This window comes from Allobosea sp. CCNWLY174, from assembly GCF_037120455.1.
Classification (GTDB): domain Bacteria; phylum Pseudomonadota; class Alphaproteobacteria; order Rhizobiales; family Beijerinckiaceae; genus Allobosea; species Allobosea lupini.
This window is the reverse complement of sequence record NZ_JBBBBQ010000004.1, coordinates 170248-187390: the sequence shown is the minus strand read 5'-3', so window position 1 is coordinate 187390 and position 17143 is coordinate 170248. Positions and strand designations below refer to the sequence as shown.

Annotated in this window: 16 protein-coding genes; 5 read left to right on the top strand and 11 right to left on the bottom strand. The window is 67.1% G+C overall.

The features are described 5' to 3' along the window. The first annotated feature begins 150 nt into the window (after positions 1-150). Positions 151-1173, top strand: coding sequence for an LLM class flavin-dependent oxidoreductase (locus V7S63_RS14440; protein WP_336530726.1), 1023 nt, complete (start codon positions 151-153; stop codon positions 1171-1173). Positions 1174-1182: 9 nt separating this feature from the next. Here V7S63_RS14440 and rnhA read toward each other — a convergent pair whose 3' ends face one another. From rnhA to ispH, 3 genes are read right to left on the bottom strand one after another with little or no spacing between them, the layout of a single operon-like run. Next, on the bottom strand, positions 1183-1629 hold the full coding sequence (rnhA, locus tag V7S63_RS14435; protein WP_091831855.1) for a ribonuclease HI: 447 nt from the start codon (positions 1627-1629) through the stop codon (positions 1183-1185). Beyond that, positions 1626-2591, bottom strand: coding sequence for a homoserine kinase (locus tag V7S63_RS14430; protein WP_336530725.1), 966 nt, complete (start codon positions 2589-2591; stop codon positions 1626-1628). The genes rnhA and V7S63_RS14430 overlap by 4 nt, the downstream gene beginning before the upstream one ends. A gap of 14 nt (positions 2592-2605) precedes the next feature. Beyond that, positions 2606-3577 carry a 4-hydroxy-3-methylbut-2-enyl diphosphate reductase gene (gene ispH, locus V7S63_RS14425; protein WP_336530724.1) on the bottom strand — a complete coding sequence of 324 codons (972 nt, stop codon included), beginning with the start codon at positions 3575-3577 and terminating at the stop codon, positions 2606-2608. 191 nt (positions 3578-3768) lie between these two features. Between ispH and V7S63_RS14420 the strand changes: the two genes are divergently transcribed. The 3 genes from V7S63_RS14420 to V7S63_RS14410 all read left to right on the top strand — a co-directional run bounded on the left by V7S63_RS14420 (position 3769) and on the right by V7S63_RS14410 (position 8077). Beyond that, positions 3769-5634 (top strand): monovalent cation:proton antiporter-2 (CPA2) family protein, encoded by a 1866-nt coding sequence (locus V7S63_RS14420; protein ID WP_336530723.1) that lies wholly within the window; start codon positions 3769-3771, stop codon positions 5632-5634. Beyond that, a complete protein-coding gene (locus V7S63_RS14415; protein WP_336530722.1) occupies positions 5631-7004 on the top strand; it encodes an MATE family efflux transporter in 1374 nt (457 codons plus the stop codon). The genes V7S63_RS14420 and V7S63_RS14415 overlap by 4 nt, the downstream gene beginning before the upstream one ends. A gap of 164 nt (positions 7005-7168) precedes the next feature. Then, complete coding sequence (locus V7S63_RS14410) at positions 7169-8077, top strand: DUF937 domain-containing protein (RefSeq protein WP_208862237.1); 909 nt, start codon at positions 7169-7171, stop codon at positions 8075-8077. 61 nt (positions 8078-8138) lie between these two features. Here V7S63_RS14410 and V7S63_RS14405 read toward each other — a convergent pair whose 3' ends face one another. Beyond that, on the bottom strand, positions 8139-10034 hold the full coding sequence (locus V7S63_RS14405) for a methyl-accepting chemotaxis protein (protein WP_336530721.1): 1896 nt from the start codon (positions 10032-10034) through the stop codon (positions 8139-8141). A 192-nt stretch (positions 10035-10226) separates the two neighbouring features. Then, positions 10227-10592: a DUF1127 domain-containing protein gene (locus V7S63_RS14400; RefSeq protein ID WP_167561573.1), complete on the bottom strand. Its 366-nt coding sequence runs from the start codon at positions 10590-10592 to the stop codon at positions 10227-10229. A gap of 163 nt (positions 10593-10755) precedes the next feature. On the opposite strand from V7S63_RS14400, the gene V7S63_RS14395 reads away from it, so the two are divergent. Continuing rightward, positions 10756-11637, top strand: a complete 882-nt coding sequence (locus tag V7S63_RS14395; RefSeq protein WP_091832439.1) for a LysR substrate-binding domain-containing protein — start codon at positions 10756-10758, stop codon at positions 11635-11637. A 7-nt stretch (positions 11638-11644) separates the two neighbouring features. Here the strand turns inward: V7S63_RS14395 and V7S63_RS14390 are convergent, their stop codons facing one another. The 6 genes from V7S63_RS14390 to V7S63_RS14365 all read right to left on the bottom strand — a co-directional run bounded on the left by V7S63_RS14390 (position 11645) and on the right by V7S63_RS14365 (position 17042). Further along, a complete protein-coding gene (locus V7S63_RS14390) occupies positions 11645-12184 on the bottom strand; it encodes a TadE/TadG family type IV pilus assembly protein (RefSeq protein ID WP_336530720.1) in 540 nt (179 codons plus the stop codon). After that, positions 12184-12672, bottom strand: coding sequence for a TadE/TadG family type IV pilus assembly protein (locus tag V7S63_RS14385; protein ID WP_336530719.1), 489 nt, complete (start codon positions 12670-12672; stop codon positions 12184-12186). The genes V7S63_RS14390 and V7S63_RS14385 overlap by 1 nt, the downstream gene beginning before the upstream one ends. Then, positions 12669-13757 (bottom strand): TadE/TadG family type IV pilus assembly protein, encoded by a 1089-nt coding sequence (locus tag V7S63_RS14380; RefSeq protein ID WP_336530718.1) that lies wholly within the window; start codon positions 13755-13757, stop codon positions 12669-12671. Before V7S63_RS14380 ends, V7S63_RS14385 begins: the two co-directional genes overlap by 4 nt. Before the next feature lie 233 nt (positions 13758-13990). After that, positions 13991-14155: a Flp family type IVb pilin gene (locus tag V7S63_RS14375; protein WP_244543754.1), complete on the bottom strand. Its 165-nt coding sequence runs from the start codon at positions 14153-14155 to the stop codon at positions 13991-13993. 101 nt (positions 14156-14256) lie between these two features. After that, a complete protein-coding gene (locus tag V7S63_RS14370; protein WP_091831876.1) occupies positions 14257-15642 on the bottom strand; it encodes a glutamate--cysteine ligase in 1386 nt (461 codons plus the stop codon). 215 nt (positions 15643-15857) lie between these two features. Continuing rightward, positions 15858-17042: a carboxylate-amine ligase gene (locus V7S63_RS14365; protein WP_336530717.1), complete on the bottom strand. Its 1185-nt coding sequence runs from the start codon at positions 17040-17042 to the stop codon at positions 15858-15860. Positions 17043-17143 lie beyond the last annotated feature (101 nt).

Here is a 17143-nt window from a genome sequence, read left to right as displayed (position 1 = left end):
TCGCCGCATTGGCGTCTGTGCATGAGCGCCGCGGCACGAAAGTGAATCCTGCCTATATGCCGATGACGCACGCCCGGCGGTGATGGCCGCTCGGGCGTTGTCCTTTGGCAGAAAAGCCCCGCGCTTGCGGTGGTTCACAGGCGTCTCGCGATGAAAAAGATCGGCTTCCTGTCCTTCGGACACTGGACTCCCTCGCCGCAATCCCAGACCCGCTCGGCGGGCGACACGCTGCTGCAGTCGATCGACCTTGCCGTCGCGGCCGAGGAGCTGGGCGCGGACGGCGCTTATTTCCGGGTGCATCATTTCGCCCGCCAGCTCGCCTCGCCCTTCCCGCTGCTGGCTGCGGTCGGCGCCAGGACCAAGCGCATCGAGATCGGCACCGCCGTCATCGACATGCGCTACGAGAACCCGCTCTACATGGCCGAGGATGCCGGGTCGGCCGACCTGATCTCCGGCGGGCGGCTGCAGCTCGGCATCAGCCGCGGGTCGCCCGAGCAGGTCATCGATGGCTGGCGCCATTTCGGCTACCAGCCGCCGGAGGGGCAGAGCGACGCCGACATGGCGCGCCATCATGCCGAGGTCTTCCTCGACGTGCTGCGCGGCGAGGGCTTCGCGCAACCCAATCCGCGCCCGATGTTCCCCAATCCGCCGGGCCTGCTGCGGCTGGAGCCCTATTCCGAGGGCTTACGCGAGCGCATCTGGTGGGGCGCCTCCTCCGACGCCACCGCGATCTGGGCGGCGAAAGCCGGCATGAACCTGCAGAGCTCGACGCTGAAGACCGACGAGAGCGGCGAGCCCTTCCACATCCAGCAGGCCAGGCAGATCCGCCTGTTCAGGCAGGCCTGGAAGGAGGCCGGCCACCAGCGCGAGCCGCGCGTCTCGGTCAGCCGCAGCATCTTCGCCCTGGTCGACGAGCGCGACCGCGCCTATTTCGGCCGTGGCAATGAGAGCGACGATTCGATCGGCTATATCGACGACAGTACGCGCGCGATCTTCGGGCGCAGCTATGCGGCCGAGCCCGACAGACTGATCGATGAATTGAAGCGGGACGAGGCGATCGCCGAGGCGGACACACTCTTGCTGACGGTGCCGAACCAGCTTGGCGTCGACTACAACGCCCATGTCATCGAGGCGATCCTGAAGCATGTCGCGCCGGGGCTGGGGTGGCGCTGAGGGCGCCGCTCACCGCCCCAGCTTGAACGGCGCCATGCCGGCGCGCGCCAGCGCGTCGGCGCGCTCGTTCATCTCGTCGCCGGCATGGCCCTTGACCCATTTCCACTCGATCTTGTGCTGCTTCAGCGCGGCGTCGAGGCGCTTCCAGAGCTCCTCGTTCTTGACCGGCTTCCTGTCGGCGGTCTTCCAGCCGTTCTTCTTCCAGCCATGGATCCAGCTAGTGATGCCCTGGCGCAGATACTGGCTGTCGGTGTGGAGCGCGACGGTGCAGGGCCGCGTCAGCGTCTCCAGCGCGGAGATCGCGCCCATCAGCTCCATGCGGTTGTTGGTGGTCAGCGCCTCGCCGCCGGAGAGCTCGCGCTCCTTGCCCTTGTAGGACAGGATCGCACCCCAGCCGCCGGGACCCGGATTGCCCGAGCAGGCGCCGTCAGTCCAAACCTCGACGGGGTCGGTCATCGGCGCAGCCCATATTCGCGCGCGTCGCTGACCCGTTGGTGGAAGGCGAGCTTGCGGTCGTATTCGAGCGGATCATGCGGCTTGACCAGCGCGCCGGGCGGCACGTTGAGCCAATCGACCAGCCGGGTCAGCAGGAAGCGCAAAGCCGAGCCGCGGCAGAGCGCCGGCAAGGCCGCGACCTCGGCTTCGCCGAGCGGGCGCACGCTTTCATAGCCGGCCAGCATCGCCTGGCCCTTGGTCAGGTTGAACGAGGAATCGGCCTCGAAGCACCAGGAATTCAGGCAGATGGCGAGGTCGTAGGCATAGGCGTCAGTGCAGGCGAAATAGAAGTCGATGACGCCCGACAGCTTCTCGCCGATGAAGAAGACGTTATTCGGGAAGAGATCGGCATGGATGACGCCGCCGGGCAGGTGCTGCGGCCAGCGCGCCTCATGCACCGCGATCTCGGCCATGACCCGCTGCGCCAGCCCAGGCGAGACCTTGTCGGCGTCGGCTCCGGCCTGCTCGGCAAGCGGGCGCCAGCCCGGCACCGACAGCGCGTTGACGCGTGTCATCGAAAAATCAGCGCCGGCCCGGTGCAGCAGAGCGAGCGCCCGTCCCACCTCGCCGCAATGGCCGGCGCCGGGGCGGCGCACCGAGAGCCCGTCGAGGAAGCTGACGATCGCCGCGGGGCGGCCGGAGAGCGTGCCGAGCGCCTGGCCCGAGCCGTCGAGCACCGGCACCGGGCAGTTGAGCCCGCGCTTGGCGAGGTGCTGCATCAGCTCGATGAAGAACGGCAGGTCGGCCGGGTTCACCCGCTTCTCGTAGAGAGTGAGGATGTAGAAGCCCCGCGTGGTGTGAACGAGGTAGTTCGAGTTCTCGACCCCCTCGGCGATGCCCTTGGCGGAGAGCAGGTCGCCAATGCCGTAGCGCGCCACGAAGGCGGCCATCTCGTCATCGGGCACTTCGGTATAGACGGCCACGCTGGATACTCAGCTCACTCGGCTGCGGACGGGGCAGGCTCGCGCAATTCGCGCGGCAGCGGGAAGAAGACGCTCTCGTCGGCGGTCGAGACGGTCTCGACCGTGACCTCGTAGCGCTCGGCGAAGGCGTCGATGATCTCCTCGACCAGAACCTCGGGCGCACTCGCGCCAGCGGTGATGCCGAGGCGGCGGATGCCGCCGAAGAGCGACCAGTCGATCTCGTTGGTCCGCAGCACAAGGCGCGAGACCGGGCAGCCGGCGCGCTCGGCGACCTCGCGCAGGCGCTGCGAGTTCGAGGAATTGGGCGAGCCGACCACGATCAGCCCGTCGACCAGCGGCGCGACGCGCTTGACCGCCTCCTGGCGGTTGGTGGTGGCGTAGCAGATGTCTTCCTTGTGCGGGGCGATCAGCGCAGGGAAACGCGCCTGCAGGCCCTGCACGATCTCGCGGGTGTCGTCGACCGAGAGCGTGGTCTGCGTGACATAGGCGAGCTCACGCCCTTCCGGCGGGGTCAGTCGCGCGACGTCATCGAGCGTCTCGATCAGCGTGATCGCGCCTTCCGGCAACTGCCCCATCGTGCCGATTACCTCGGGGTGGCCGGCATGGCCGACCAGCAGAATGTGCCGGCCGCGCTTGTGATGCACCTCGGCCTCGCGATGCACCTTGGTGACCAGCGGGCAGGTGGCATCGATGGCGAAGAACTGGCGCTCGTGCGCTTCGGCCGGCACCGATTTCGGCACGCCATGTGCCGAGAAGATCACCGGCCGGGTCGCATCGGGCACCTCGGAGAGCTCGGCGACGAAGACCGCACCCTTCCGCTTCAGCGACTCGACCACGTATTTGTTGTGCACGATCTCGTGGCGCACGAAGACCGGCGCGCCATGCAAAGCGAGCGCCTTCTCGACGGCGTCGATCGCCCTGACCACGCCGGCGCAGAAGCCGCGCGGGGCGCAGAGCAGGATGTCGAGCGGCGGCTTGGCGGTCACTGGGGCGCTGGTTCCGAAGGGATTGCGCCTTCTTTTCTGTCTGGCGCCGGCGATGTCAAGGAAGCGCGGCGACGCAGTGCCGTAGGCCATGCGCGGCAGCCCCTCGCAGGATGCAAGGATTGGCCTTACATTGCACGCGTCCGGCCACCTGCCTCCGCACGGGCCCCCTTCGCTTCAGCACGAGTTTCTTCATGGCCGATGCCGCCTCGCATGCCAGCTATCTGCCGTCGATCCTGACCTTCTGCGCAGGGGCGGTGGTGGCGGTGCCGCTGTTCCGGCGCTTCGGCCTGTCGGCGGTGCTGGGCTATCTCGCCGCCGGCGTCGTCATCGGCCCCTCGGCGCTCGCCGTGATCAAGGACCCGGATACGATCCGCAGCACCGCCGAGATCGGCGTCGTCTTGCTGCTCTTTCTGGTCGGCCTCGAATTGCAGCCGGAGCGGCTCTATTCGATGCGCAAGGACATCCTCGGCGCCGGCTTCGCGCAGATGCTGCTGAGCGCCGCGGTGATCGGCGCCGTCGCCTGGAAGCTGGGGCTCAGCCCCGCCGGTGCGCTGGCCGTCGGGCTGGCGCTCGCCCTTTCGGCCACCTCGATCGCGCTGCAACTGCTCGAGGAGCGCGGCGACGGGGCCGAACCCTATGGCCGGCGCTGCTTCTCCATCCTGCTGTTCCAGGACATCTCGATCGCGCCGATGCTGGCGCTGCTGCCGCTGCTGGCGACGACCGAGGCGGCCCATGGCGGCGGCTCCGCCAAGGCGCTGACGGGCCTCGGCCTTGCCCTGCTCGCCATCGCCGTCGTCGTGCTCGCCGGCCGCTATGCGCTGAACCCGTTCTTCCGGCTGCTGGCCAAGACCGGCGCCAAGGAGGTGATGACGGCCGCTGCCCTGCTGGTCGTGCTCGGGGCGGCGCTGCTGATGGAGCAGGTCGGCCTCTCGATGGCGATGGGTGCCTTCCTCGCCGGCGTGCTGCTGGCGGATTCGCATTTCCGGCACGAGCTGGAAGCCGATATCGAGCCCTTCCGCGGCGTGCTGCTCGGGCTGTTCTTCATGGCGGTCGGCATGTCGATCGACCTCAAGCTGGTCGCCGAGAACGCGCTGCTGCTGGCGCTGGCGGCGCCGCTGCTGGTGCTGTTCAAGATCGCGGCGGCGGCGGCGATCCTGCGGGCGTCCTGCTCCTCGACCACTGAGGCGATCCGCGCCGGCGCCCTGCTCTCGCCTGCCGGCGAGTTCGCCTTCGTGCTGCTGCCGCTCGCCGCCTCGCTCGGCCTGCTCGACGAGAAACAGGGGGCATTGGCGACAGCGATCGCGGCGCTGAGCATGCTGATCGGCCCGATCGCCGCCAAGCTGATCGACCTCTGGCTCGCCGCCCATGCACCGCCGCCCGAGGAGATCGAGGAAACCTTCGACGGGGTGACGCCGTCGGTGCTGGTGATCGGCTTCGGCCGCTTCGGCCAGGTGGTGACACAGGCGCTGCTGCTGCAGCATCTCGACGTCACCATCATCGATTCCGACATCGAGCGGATCCGCTCGGCCAACAAGTTCGGCTTCAAGATCTACTATGGCGACGGCACCAGGCTCGACGTGCTGCGCGCCGCCGGCGCCGGCAAGGCGAAGGTGATCTGCGTCTGCATCGACGATCGGCAGGCGGCGCTGCGCATCGTCGAGATGGCCAAGGCCGAGTTCCCGGCCGCGCGCATCCACGCCCGCGCCTATGACCGCGTCCACGCGATGGACCTGATGCGCGCAGACGTCGACTACCAGATGCGCGAGACCTTCGAATCGGCGCTCGGCTTCGGCCGCGTGACCCTGGAGGCCCTCGGCCTCAGCTACGAGGAAGCCGGCTTCGTGATCGAGCATGTGCGCGACCGCGACGCGCAGCGCATGGAGATCCAGTTCAGCGAGGGCATCGCCGCCGGGATCGACAAGGTGCCGCGCGTCACGCCCGAGCCGATCATCGCTCCGAAGAGCAAGTCGAAGCCGCTCACCAAGGAGACGCAGGACGTCATCGAGGATGGCGGGGCCGAGGTCGCGGTCGGTGGGGTCGGGGAGCCGGCCGAGTGAACGCACCGCAAAAGCCGCAACAGGCCGTCTTCGTCAGCGGCTCGACGCTGCGCCATGTCGCGGTGATGACCACGACCGCCTCGGTCGGCCTCATCGCGATCTTCGTCGTCGACTTCCTGTCGCTGCTCTATGTCTCGCGCCTCGGCCGCCCCGAGGCGACGGCGGGCGTCGGCTACGCCACGATCGTGCTCTACCTGATGGTCTCCATCAATGTCGGGCTGATGATCGCAGTTGCCGCGCTGACGGCGCGGGCGCTCGGCGCCGGCGACCGCGAGGGCGCACGCCGCATCGCCGGCTCGACGCTGACGGTGATGACCATCTGCGGGCTGGTCCTCAGCCTGGTCATGCTGCCGCTGCTGCCCTGGCTCCTGCCGAAGCTCGGCGCGCATGGCGAATCGCTGACCGTCGCCACTTCCTTCCTGTGGATCACGCTGCCGTCGAATGCGCTGATGGCGCTCGGCATGGGCCTGTCCGGCGTCCTGCGCGCCGTCGGCGACGCCAAGCGGGCGATGTATGTCACGCTCGCCGGCGGCATCGTCACGGCCGGGCTCGATCCGCTGCTGATCTTCGGCATGGGCCTCGGCCCGGACGGCGCCGCCTGGGCGACGGTATTCTCGCGCATCGTCTTCCTCGCCGTCGGCTTCCGAGGCGCGCTCAGCGTGCACAAGATGATCGCACGCCCGAGCTGGCCCGCCTTGCGCCGTGACGTCAGGCCGACCTTCGCGATCGCGACTCCGGCCATCCTGACCAATCTCGCCAATCCGATCGCCAATGCCTGCTTCTTCGCCATCATCGCCCGCTTCGGCGACCAGGCGATCGCTGCGACCGCGATCATCGACCGGCTGATACCCGTCGCCTTCGGCGTGCTGTTCGCCCTGTCCGGCGCGGTCGGGCCGATCCTTGCGCAGAACTGGGGCGCGCAGCGCTATGACCGGATGCGCCGGGCGCTGACCGATGCGGTCGGCTTCGCGGCGGCCTATGTCGCCGCCGCCGGCCTGCTGCTGGCGCTGCTGCGCCACCAGATCGCCGCGCTGTTCGGCACCGGCGGCGAGACCGCCGAGCTGGTCGCCTTCTTCTGCCTGATCGCCGGACCGATGTGGCTCTTCGTCGGCGCGCTCTTCGTCGCCAATGCCGCCTTCAACAATCTCGGCATGCCGTTCTACTCGACGCTGTTCAGCTGGGGCCGGGCCACGCTCGGCACGGTGCCGCTCGCCTGGCTGGGCGCGCAGTATGCCGGGCCCAAGGGCGCTCTTGCCGGCGCAGCGCTGGGCGCCGTGCTGTTCGGCATCGCCGCGCTCGTCACCGCCTATCGCGGCATCAGCCGGCTCGAAGGCACGGCCCAGGCCGCCGCCAGGCCGTCGCTTGCCTGACGGCAGGCGGCTGCTATCGTTTCCCGGTGGATGAGCGGGCTGGTCCCGCTATAGCATCGGACCGACAAGTGGAATCCGCTTTTCGGAATAATCCGATGCGATCACAATGTGATAGATCATCGTGACCGCGTCCGGTCGGACGCGCGATGATCTCGGGAGCGCGCATGATGAACCTGTTCGAGATGATGCAGTCGGCCCAGAACGGCCAGGCCATGCAGAACCTGGCGCGGCAATACGGGCTTTCGATGCAGCAGACCCAGGCGGCGCTCGACGCTTTGCTGCCCGCCTTCTCGATGGGGCTTCAGCGCCAGACCCAGAATCCCTACGCCTTCGGCAATCTCGCCCAGATGATGACGGCGACGCCCTTCGGCCAGATGTACGACAGCGATGGCGACGGCATTCCCGACCGGGCGCTGCCGCTCGGGCAGGACGTGATGAGCCAGATCTTCGGCTCGAAGGAGGTTGCCAATGCCGTCGCGGCGCAGGCGGCGGCGACAAGCGGCGTCGGCATGGCGATCCTCAAGCAGATGCTGCCTGTGATCGCCTCGATCCTGATGGGCGGGTTGTTCAAATCGGTGAACAACCAGGGCCTTGGCGGCATTCTCGGCCAGTTCGCCGAGATGATGCGTGGCCAGATGCCGGGCATGCAGCCGCCGGCGCCGCAGCCGAACGCGGCCAATCCCTGGGAGCAGATCCTCGGCGGGTTGTTCGGGGGGCAGCGACCCCAGGCCGGTCAGGCACAGGGCGGCGGCCCCTTCGGCGGCGGAATGCCCGGCATGCCGGCCGACATGGGCAACATCTTCGGCCAGATCCTCGGCGGCATGTTCGGTGGGCAGGGACAAGCGCAGGCCCCGCAGAGCAGCCCCCAGCCGGCGCCTAAATCGCGCCGTCCGGCGCCCGAACCCGAGCCGGAACAGGCTCCCCAATCAGCGGGCGAGGCCAGCCCGGGCTCGATCGGCCTCGATGCGCTCAACCAGATGTTCGAGCACGGCCGCCAGGTCCAGGCGAGCCAGCAGGACGCGCTGCGCTCGATCTTCGAGACGATGCTCGGCGGCGGCCAGCGCAAGGGCTGAAGAATAAGCGAACGGCGGCTGTGAAGCCGCCGTCGATCAATTTCAGTGATGTCGGATATCGTCAGGCGCGCAGGCGCTCGTCGCGATCGTATGCCTGCGCGAACTCGGCGGGACCACCCGCCAGGGCATCTCCGTGCCCACCGGTGCGGAAACTGGCGACCAGCTCGTTGAGCCGTCTGATCTGACCGCTGAGCGAGCCGGCGGACGCTGCGCTCTGCTCGGCGAGTGCAGCATTGGCCTGGGTCATCTCGTCCATATGCGCGACGGTCTGGCTCATCTCGTCGATGCCATTGGCCTGCTCGGCCGCCGCTGCCGAGATGTCGGAAACCGTGGCCGCGACTTTCCTGGAAGCTTCCACGATCCGGCTCAGCGCCTCGCCGGCAGCCCGGACCAGCCCGACGCCCTGCTCAACCTCGACACCTGACTCACCTATCAGGCCCTTGATGTCCTTGGCGGCGTCGGCCGAACGCTGAGCCAGCGTGCGCACCTCCGAGGCGACGACGGCGAAGCCCTTGCCGGCGTCTCCGGCCCGAGCCGCCTCGACCGCGGCGTTGAGCGCCAGCAGATTGGTCTGGAAGGCGATCTCGTCGATCACCGAGGTAATGTCGGAGATCTTGCGCGAGGTCTGTTCGATCCGCGCCATCGCATCGACCGCCTGGCCGGCGACGGCCCCACCATTCGTAGCGACCTCCGTCGCCTCGTTGGCGAGCTGAGCGGCGTGGCGCGAAGCCTGCGCCGATGCCTTGACCGAAGCGGCGAGTTGTTCGGTGGTGGCGGCGGTCTGCTCGAGCGAGGAGGCCTGCTCCTCGGTGCGCTTCGAGAGATCGTCGGCGCCCGAATTGATCTCTCGCGCGGCGTTGCCGACATCGACCGAAGTCGCCTGGATGGTCGCGATCGTCTGCGCAAGATGACCGACGGCACTGTTGAAATCCTGCTTCAGCGCCGCATAGTCGGCCGCGACCTCGTCTTCTACGCGCGCGCTGAGATCCCCCTGCGAAAGTCTGGTCAGCCCCTCGGCCAGGGCGTTGACCACGACCGCCTGTTCCGCCGCCAGGCGTTGCTGCACGGCCGCGGCGTTGCCGCGTTCGGCCTCCGCCGCGAGACGCTGGCGCTCCACTGCGGTGCGGCTGGCCTCGGTCTCGCTCTCGAGGCGCTGGACCGCGAGGCCGTTCTCCCTGAACACCTGGACGGCGCGGGCCATCTCGCCGACCTCGTCCTTGCGATCCTGGCCCTCCACCTCGGCGGCATAGTCGCCATTGGCGATCTGGCCCATCCGGAGCTTGAGCCGTTCCAGCGGGCGCGTGATGGCGGCGCTTGTCAGAAGCGCGCCGCCGATCAGGCCGAGCAAGACGCCGGCGATGCTGAGGCCGATCGCCACCATGGTGACGCGGCGCGCATCGGCCGCCAGTAGGTCCGAGGTCGCTTCCGTATCCTTCCTGATCTCGTCGTTGACCTTTGCCGCGGCGCCGGCGATCTCGCTGACCGTCCTGTCGAGCTGCGACATGATCGAGAGTGCCGGCAGGTCCTCGTCGCGAGCGGCCTGGGCGATGATCTGGTCGATGTCGGACTTGGTCGCCTGCAGGCGTCGGCTCAGTTCGTCGAAGCTCTCGGCCCGCTGCGGAAAACTGATCTTGGCCTCGACCAGCGCCTGCAGCGAGGCCGCATAGGCGGTCTTCACCTTCTCGATGCTGGTCGTGTTCTGCTTCATGAACTCGGGATAGGCGATCGCCTGGTAGAGATTGCCGACGATCTCGGTCATGCCACTGGCGGCGCGGGCCGAATCGAGGATGGCGGCGGCGCGCTGCGAAACCAGATCGCCATAGGTCTTCTCGATCTTGCCGAACTCGAAGGCGCCATAGACGGCCGAGCCGATGCCGATCGCGCCCATGACGACCATCGGGATGGCGATCTTGGTTCGGATTCTCAGGTCATGCAGGCGGAAGCGAAAGCGTCGCATAAAAAACCCCGGGGCAAGGGATCGGGGCGCCGTACTCGGCGCAATGCGGCGCAAAGATGATCGAACTTGCTGAATGAAGCGTTACGTGACGCGCTGGCCAGTTAACGATTGCAGCCGAGGCTGCCCCCTCCGGCACAAAAAAAAGGGCGGCAGCCGCAGCCACCGCCCGCAGGGACGCGTCACGCCAAGGGGTCAGGCGTTGCACGCGATCTTGATCTCCTTCGCGCCCGGCCGCACGGCGGCCTGGATCACCACGGGCCGTCGAACCCCGGCCTCTCGCCGGCTCACGGCCGCCGACTGCTGCTGGCTGGAGCGATTCTGGAGCACGCTCGACGGATCGCTCAGCCAGGAAACTGCCAGTGCGCCGTCGATATCGGAGCGGACGAGGCCAATGTCCTTCAGCCCGCGCTCGTCGAGCTCGCTGAGGCGCATCACCTCTCGGCGGTGCAGGAAAGCGCGCACCAGGTTTTTCGTGCCCGTGACCGAATGAGCGGCAGCACGCGCCGCGCCGCCGGAAACGGCAGACAAGGTCTTCGTGACGAAGGTCATGACCAGCATGACAGCCTCCTCGGGGTTGGACGTGGAAACTCGCCTCCCATCCGAGCCGGCTGACATCGGCGGGAGAATGCCCAAACGATAACTCCGCACTGGCCATCAGCCAAACGAATGGTTATGATGCTAAACACAACCGATCTTGATGAACCTCTTGAAGGAGGCCGGCATGGCCCATGTGCTCGACGCCGATCAGCTCAAGACCTTCGTCGCCATCGCCGATACCGGTTCTTTCACCCGCGCCGCCGAGATCGTGTTCAAGACGCAATCGGCCGTTTCGATGCAGATGAAGCGGCTGGAGGAGCGGGTCGGCCGCCCGCTCTTCGGCCGCGACGGGCGCCACGCCAAGCTGACCGAGGACGGAGAGCGCCTGCTCGACTATGCCCGCCGCATCGTCCGGCTCAATCTCGAATGCGTCGCGAGCTTCACGGAGGCGGATCTGAAGGGCCGCATCCGGCTAGGCGTCCCGGATGACTATGCCGACCGCTATCTGCCGGAGATCCTGGCGCGCTTCGCCCGCTCCAACCCGCGCACCGAGGTCACCGTTGTCTGCGAGCCGACGCCGATGCTGGCGGAACGGATCGGCGGCGGCGACATCGACCTTGCGATCATCACCCATGTCGAAGGCCGCGGCCAGGGCGAGATCATCCGGATCGAGCCGCTGCTCTGGGTGACCTCGGCCCGTCATTGCGTGCATGAGGAGGACCCGCTGCCGCTGGCGCTGGGCCGCCCGACCTGCAACTGGCGCCAGGCGGCTGTCGAGGCGCTGGAGAGCAAGGGCAGGCGCTTCCGCGTGCTTTATGCCAGCTGGAACTCGACCGCGGTCGGCGCCGCGGTGGTGGCGGGCCTCGCCGTCTCGGTGCTGCCGGAGAGCGCTGTCCGGCCGGGCATGCGCATCCTGGGCCCAGCCGAGGGCTTCTCAACCCTGCCCTCCTGCAAGATCGGCCTGCTGCGCACGCGGCACGACCCCTCGATCCTGTCGAACGCGCTCGCCGAGCACATCATCCAGAGCCTGGACAACCTGCAGAGCTTCAAGGTGGCGGCGGAGTAGGCGACGGTCAGGGGCGAGCGGCGAGAACAACGCTCTTGGCGGTGAAGGTCTTGGTCGTGAAGCCCCAGTCATCGGCGAGGCCGAGAATGATCGGCGTGTGGGTATAGGTCGCGAGCACCGCTACGCCCTTGTCACCGTTCGCCATCATCGCCAATGCCTGGGTATTCATGTCGGCCGGCAGATAGGTCATCGTACCGATGATGTTCTCGATCCGGTTGTTGGCCCGATCGAAATTCGCGATGCCGAGCTGGATACTCGCGAGCTTGGGCGCGATGTTGCCTTGCCGCGCCCGGATGGTCTCCATCGCCGCTGCCGCGCAGCTCGCCGCCCCCTTGCAGGAGCCGGCAATGGCCTGCGCGACCTCTGCCGCGAACCGGTTGAGGTCACGCTGAATGGTGATCGCCTGGGTGACGTCGACCGCGCCCGAAAGCAAGGCGAACATGGCGGTGCTGATCAGAGCGAACTCGATCGCGGCGACGCCACGCTGATCGCGGATCAATCCGTGCCGGCGCCGCGATCGCCTGAACAATCCGAAGGAACGTCTCATTACGGCCTCGTATAGAGTGCGGCTCCGGTGACGTGCAGCGTCGGCAGCCCCGGCACGAAGGTGATCACCTGCGCCTTTGCCCGGATCAGCATCATCGTCCCGGAAGTGCCGGCGACGAAGGTCGCGCCAGTGATCGGTTGCGACCCGGCTGCATAATTCGCCAGCGGCTGCGTTTCGAGGAGAAGACTGCCGACGCAATTGTCGATCGCGATCAATCGGCCACAAATCTGGTTCTTCACCTGCGCCCGGTTTCCGGCATAGGTACCGGCAGTCCTGCCGGTGGCCGCATCGGATACGGCATCATGGATGTACATCTGCGCCATGAAGGCGAGCGCGAACTGGAGAATGCCCAGCAGCAGGACGACGAACGCCATCCCGATGAAGGCGAATTCGATCGCCGTCGAGCCTGCGATGTCGCGACGGAATGCGCGCAAGCGCGCCTTGCCGATCAGCGGAGTATCGCCGCCCATATGGTCAGGCACTCTCACGGGCAGCTGCCGCTGCAGAAGCGGATGTAGTCGATCAGGCCGCCATAGGTGTCCTCGCGGCCTGCTGCCTGGAAGAAGATGCGATAGGTGCCCTTCGTCGTGACCTTCAGCGGAATCTTCCGCTCGGTCCATTTGTCGGTGTGAACGCAGACGTCGACCTGGTCGGTGGCCTTGTCCACGTCCTTGGAAGGCGTGGAGTAGGAACCCGACTTCTTCTGGAAAAAGGCCTCGATGCGGTTGGTCTGGCTTTCCCAGGTCGCCGCCTTGAGCTTGTCCCACACCGCCTTCGCGTCGGTGCTGTAGGCGCACAACGTCTGGCCGGCATAAGCTGCGTTGCGAACACGCGAAATGTACCAGTAGCTCAATTCGTAGTCGCCGACCTCAAGCGTGAACTCGCGCCACATGTTCGAATTGGTCTTGCAGCCTGAGGTGTAGCAGTGCGAGTCGAGCTCGGCGAAGAAGTTGCCGAAGCGGATGGTATTGGCCGCGAGCTCCGGGATGCCGTTGATCTCGATGCCACCCTTGCCGCTCTGAGTCGTCCAGCCGTTCCAGTTGTTCAGCACGGTCCAGCTGTTCGACGCGACATTGTGTCCGGTCTCGAAGGATTCGACGAACAGAACCGTGCCGGTTGGCGTCGGCGTCCCAGGCGTACCGACCACATAATTGCAGTTCCGTTCGACGCGGAGCGCTACCGTATTGTAGCCCAGTATGCCGCCGAAAGCGTTGGCACTTGCGGCCGTCGCGACGGCCGTGATGATGTTGTTGGCGAGCGTGGCGGTCACGTTGACACCCGTCACACCGGGCTGGGACAAGCCGTTGACACTCTCCCGGATCTTGGTGTTCGCGACCGAAGTATAGTCCTTCTTCGGATCAGCCCCCGTCTGCCGCGACTGGAAATTGATCTCCAGCGAAGCCGCCCGGCACCCGATCTCGACGGCGCTGGCGATGCGCTGGCGCCGCGCCGCAGCCTGGCTGAAATCGATGCCTCCGCCGACGGCAAGCGCGATCGCAGGTGCGGCGAGCCCGAACATCAGCGCGCTGACGCCGCGCACATCCGTCAGGAGAGATCGGAACAGGCCGGGCATTGGGGGGCCTCGCAAACGGGACAGGCGAACGACAGGACGATTGCCTGAACGTTAGGTACGGGGCGATTGAGAAAACCTTTCCGAAACCCGTGAATGTCGCTGGTATCGCTGCGAAAACCCGCCTGGCAGCGTGACCTTCCGGCGATATGGTAAAATGCGCTTAAAACTGAAAGGAGAGCTGCAGCGCGAGCGAGCAAGACCGATACGCCCTGGCAGGCGACCGCAGAGCTGTCCTACTGGAGACCGGGCAGAATGCTGGCGTATTTCGCGTTCAGCAGCGGGCCGATCTGCCGGATCGTCGCGATCGCAGCGATCGAGACGAAGAACGCGATGAAGCCGTATTCGAGCGCAGTCGCGCCGCGGCGGTCACGCAGGAATTCGAGGGCCAGGGCGGACAAGCGTTCCATACCCGCCAGATTAGCCCAAAACTCCGGATAATTGGTTAATCCGAAGCGCAAAACACGCGATCACCGACGAATGTCTCGCTCGCCTTCAGCGCCTACAGCGCGAGTTCCGGGAAGACCGGCTCGACCTTTCCGCCCCAGGCCCCCTGCTCACGCACAGCCAGACGCTCGGCGAGCGTGCGGCCGCTCTGGGCGATAGCGATGACCGGCTCGAGATAGATCGCCTCGTCACGGCCTTTGTCGTCGAGCCGAGCCCGGCGAACGAGACCGGCGCGCGACAGCTCGACTACCTCGCGGGCGAGCTCGCGCAGCGGACGGTTCGCGATCCTGGTGTTGAGTCCGGCCTTCGGCACAGTGTCGCGCAGTTGCTGACGGTCCTCGGCGCTCCAGCCCTTGACCAGGTCCCAGGCGGCTGCGAGCGCAGCATCGTCATAGAGCAGGCCGACCCAGAAGGCCGGCAGCGCGTTCAGCATCTCGACCGGGCCGGCATCGGCGCCGCGCATCTCGATATAGCGCTTCAGCCGCACCTCCGGGAACAGGGTGCCGAGGTGGTTGACCCAGTCCGACATGGTGGCCCGCTCGCCCGGCAGTTGCGGAAGCTTGCCGGCGAGCAGGTCGCGGAAGGAGGCGCCGGCGACGTCGTGATAGATGTCGCCGCGCTTGACGAAATACAGGGGAACGTCGAGCGCCCAGTCGACATAGGCCTCGTAGGACATGCCCTCGTCGAAGGCGAAGGGCAGCATGCCGGAGCGGGCATTGTCGGTGTCGCGCCAGATCTCTGAGCGCATCGACTGGAAGCCGTTGAGCTTGCCGTCGCTGAAAGGCGAGGCGGCAAAGAGCGCCGCAGCCAGCGGCTGCAAGGCGAGCGAGACCCGCAGCTTGCGCACCATGTCGGCCTCGTCGGCGAAATCGAGATTCACCTGGACGGTACAGGTGCGGAACATCATGTCGAGGCCGCGCGTGCCGACCTTCGGCATGTAGTTCTTCATGATCTGGTAGCGCCGCTTCGGCATCATCGGCGTCTGCTCGCGGGTCCAGAGCGGCGAGTGGCCGAGCGGCAGGAAGCCGATGCCGTGCGGCTCGGCGACCGCCTTCACATCCGCGAGGTGCTGGTCGAGCTCGCTGGCCGTCTCATGCACATTTGCAAGCGGCGCGCCGGAGAGCTCGAACTGGCCACCAGGCTCGAGCGAGATCGCGCCGCCGCCGTCCGGGCCGGCCAGGCCGATGACATGGCCGGCATCCAGGATCGGCTCCCAACCGAGGCGGGCCTGCATGCCCTCCAGCAATTGCCGGATGCCGCCGCTGCGGCCGGCAGCAGCGCCCTCATAGGGAACGGGGCTGAGATCGTCGCGATAGAACGGGAACTTCTCGTGCTCGGTGCCGAGCCTGAATTCGGAGGCCGGTTTCTCACCCTGCGCGATCCAGCCGACGAGTTCGGCCTTCGAGCTAATCGGAGTCGAATCGGATACGTCGCGGGCCATGGGCGCTCCGGCATGCATGCACCGGCGCGCCGCCTGCCGATCTGGCAGCCGGGCAACGCGCCGGATCGAGTGCGGCACGGGCAGCGGGAGCTGGTGCTCCCGCCGCGCCATGCGCTGAGGAGCGCCAGCAATAGGCGAGCGGCGCTGATCCGACAACGACCGCAAACGCGTGCGAGCGCACGCCGACCTTGCATCAACGCATGATCGCAAAGCGGTCAGGCGGCTCCGCGCAGCAGATTTGCACCCTTCGGCACGAACCCATCATCATCCGCATCATCCGCACGCGTCTGCGCGGCGATCCAGTCGGTGACGGCGACCAGTCCGGCGTTCTGGCCGCCCGTACCGGCGCGGGCCTCCTCGAAGATCGCCAGCTGCATGTCGGCGCTGGTGCCGCCTGCGACGATGCTACGGCAATGGGCGAGGTCGAGGCCGCAGCCGAGCGCAGCGGCATCCTCATCGAGCAGGGCCAGCACCTCGTCCAGCACCTGTCCGACGGGCAGCATGGCGCGGCGCTTCTCACAGACAAAGCCGCCATGCAGGCCATAGCGCTGGGCACGCCAGATGTTCTCGCCAGCGAGGGCGCGCGAGGCGGCAGTGAGGTCGGCGTTGAGCCCGGGCTTGCGGGCGAGATGGCGTACCAGGCAGCGATAGAGAGCGGTGATGGCAAGCGTGTCGTCGAGCCGCGTGCAGCTGTCGGCAACGCGCAACTCCAGCGTCGGGTGCCGATCCGAGGGCCGGATCGCCCACCAGACGAAGCTGGAATCGCGCATCGCGCCGGCGGCGACCATGGTATCGACATAGGCGCGATAATCTGCGGCATCGGCAAAGAGCTCCGGCAGGCCGGTGCGCGGCAATTCCGCATAGGCACAGAGCCGATAGCCCATCAGCCCGGTCCGTCGCCCCTGCCAGAACGGCGAGGAGGTCGAGAGTGCGAGCAGTAGAGGCAGGAAAGGCAGCATCCGGACCATGATCGAGATGCGCTGATCCTCGTCCGGCACCTCGACATGGACATGCAAGCCGCAGAGCTGGTTGCGGCTTCCGAGCATCTGAAGGTCGCGCATGATGCCATCGTAGCGCTTGGCCTCGGTGGCGCGCTGGCGAGCCCAGACGGCGCTCGGATGAGTACCGCAGGCAAGCAACAGCATATCGTGCTCGCGCGCGATCGCGGCCAACCCCGAGCGCAGCCGCCGCAGCGAATGGCGGGCCTGTGTCATGCTCTCGCAGACCGGCGTCGCCACCTCGATCTGCGATTGCAGCATCTCGCGCTGCAACTCGTCGGGAAAGGCAGCCTGCGCCGCCTCGATGAAACGCGGTGCGATCTTGCGCACGGCGCCGCGGCTTGCGGCATCGGACAGGAAGTACTCTTCCTCGATACCGAAGCGGTAGGCGCTGCTCACCATGATGTCTCTCCCCCGTGGCGCGCCGCCCCGGAGCGAAGCAGCGGCGCCAGACTGCCAGTCAATGAGTCGGAACTGCGACCAGCGGCGCAGTTTTCACGCCT

What these genes read in the sequence shown, in the direction of transcription:
- rnhA (WP_091831855.1), bottom strand. Translation starts at nt 1,629, where the DNA reads ATGACCGACCCCGTCGAGGTTTGGACTGACGGCGCCTGCTCGGGCAAT.
- V7S63_RS14365 (WP_336530717.1), bottom strand. Translation starts at nt 17,042, where the DNA reads ATGGTGAGCAGCGCCTACCGCTTCGGTATCGAGGAAGAGTACTTCCTG.
- V7S63_RS14390 (WP_336530720.1), bottom strand. Translation starts at nt 12,184, where the DNA reads ATGAGACGTTCCTTCGGATTGTTCAGGCGATCGCGGCGCCGGCACGGA.
- V7S63_RS14405 (WP_336530721.1), bottom strand. Translation starts at nt 10,034, where the DNA reads ATGCGACGCTTTCGCTTCCGCCTGCATGACCTGAGAATCCGAACCAAG.
- V7S63_RS14440 (WP_336530726.1), top strand. Translation starts at nt 151, where the DNA reads ATGAAAAAGATCGGCTTCCTGTCCTTCGGACACTGGACTCCCTCGCCG.
- V7S63_RS14380 (WP_336530718.1), bottom strand. Translation starts at nt 13,757, where the DNA reads ATGCCCGGCCTGTTCCGATCTCTCCTGACGGATGTGCGCGGCGTCAGC.
- V7S63_RS14370 (WP_091831876.1), bottom strand. Translation starts at nt 15,642, where the DNA reads ATGGCCCGCGACGTATCCGATTCGACTCCGATTAGCTCGAAGGCCGAA.
- V7S63_RS14400 (WP_167561573.1), bottom strand. Translation starts at nt 10,592, where the DNA reads ATGCTGGTCATGACCTTCGTCACGAAGACCTTGTCTGCCGTTTCCGGC.
- V7S63_RS14395 (WP_091832439.1), top strand. Translation starts at nt 10,756, where the DNA reads ATGGCCCATGTGCTCGACGCCGATCAGCTCAAGACCTTCGTCGCCATC.
- V7S63_RS14420 (WP_336530723.1), top strand. Translation starts at nt 3,769, where the DNA reads ATGGCCGATGCCGCCTCGCATGCCAGCTATCTGCCGTCGATCCTGACC.
- V7S63_RS14410 (WP_208862237.1), top strand. Translation starts at nt 7,169, where the DNA reads ATGATGAACCTGTTCGAGATGATGCAGTCGGCCCAGAACGGCCAGGCC.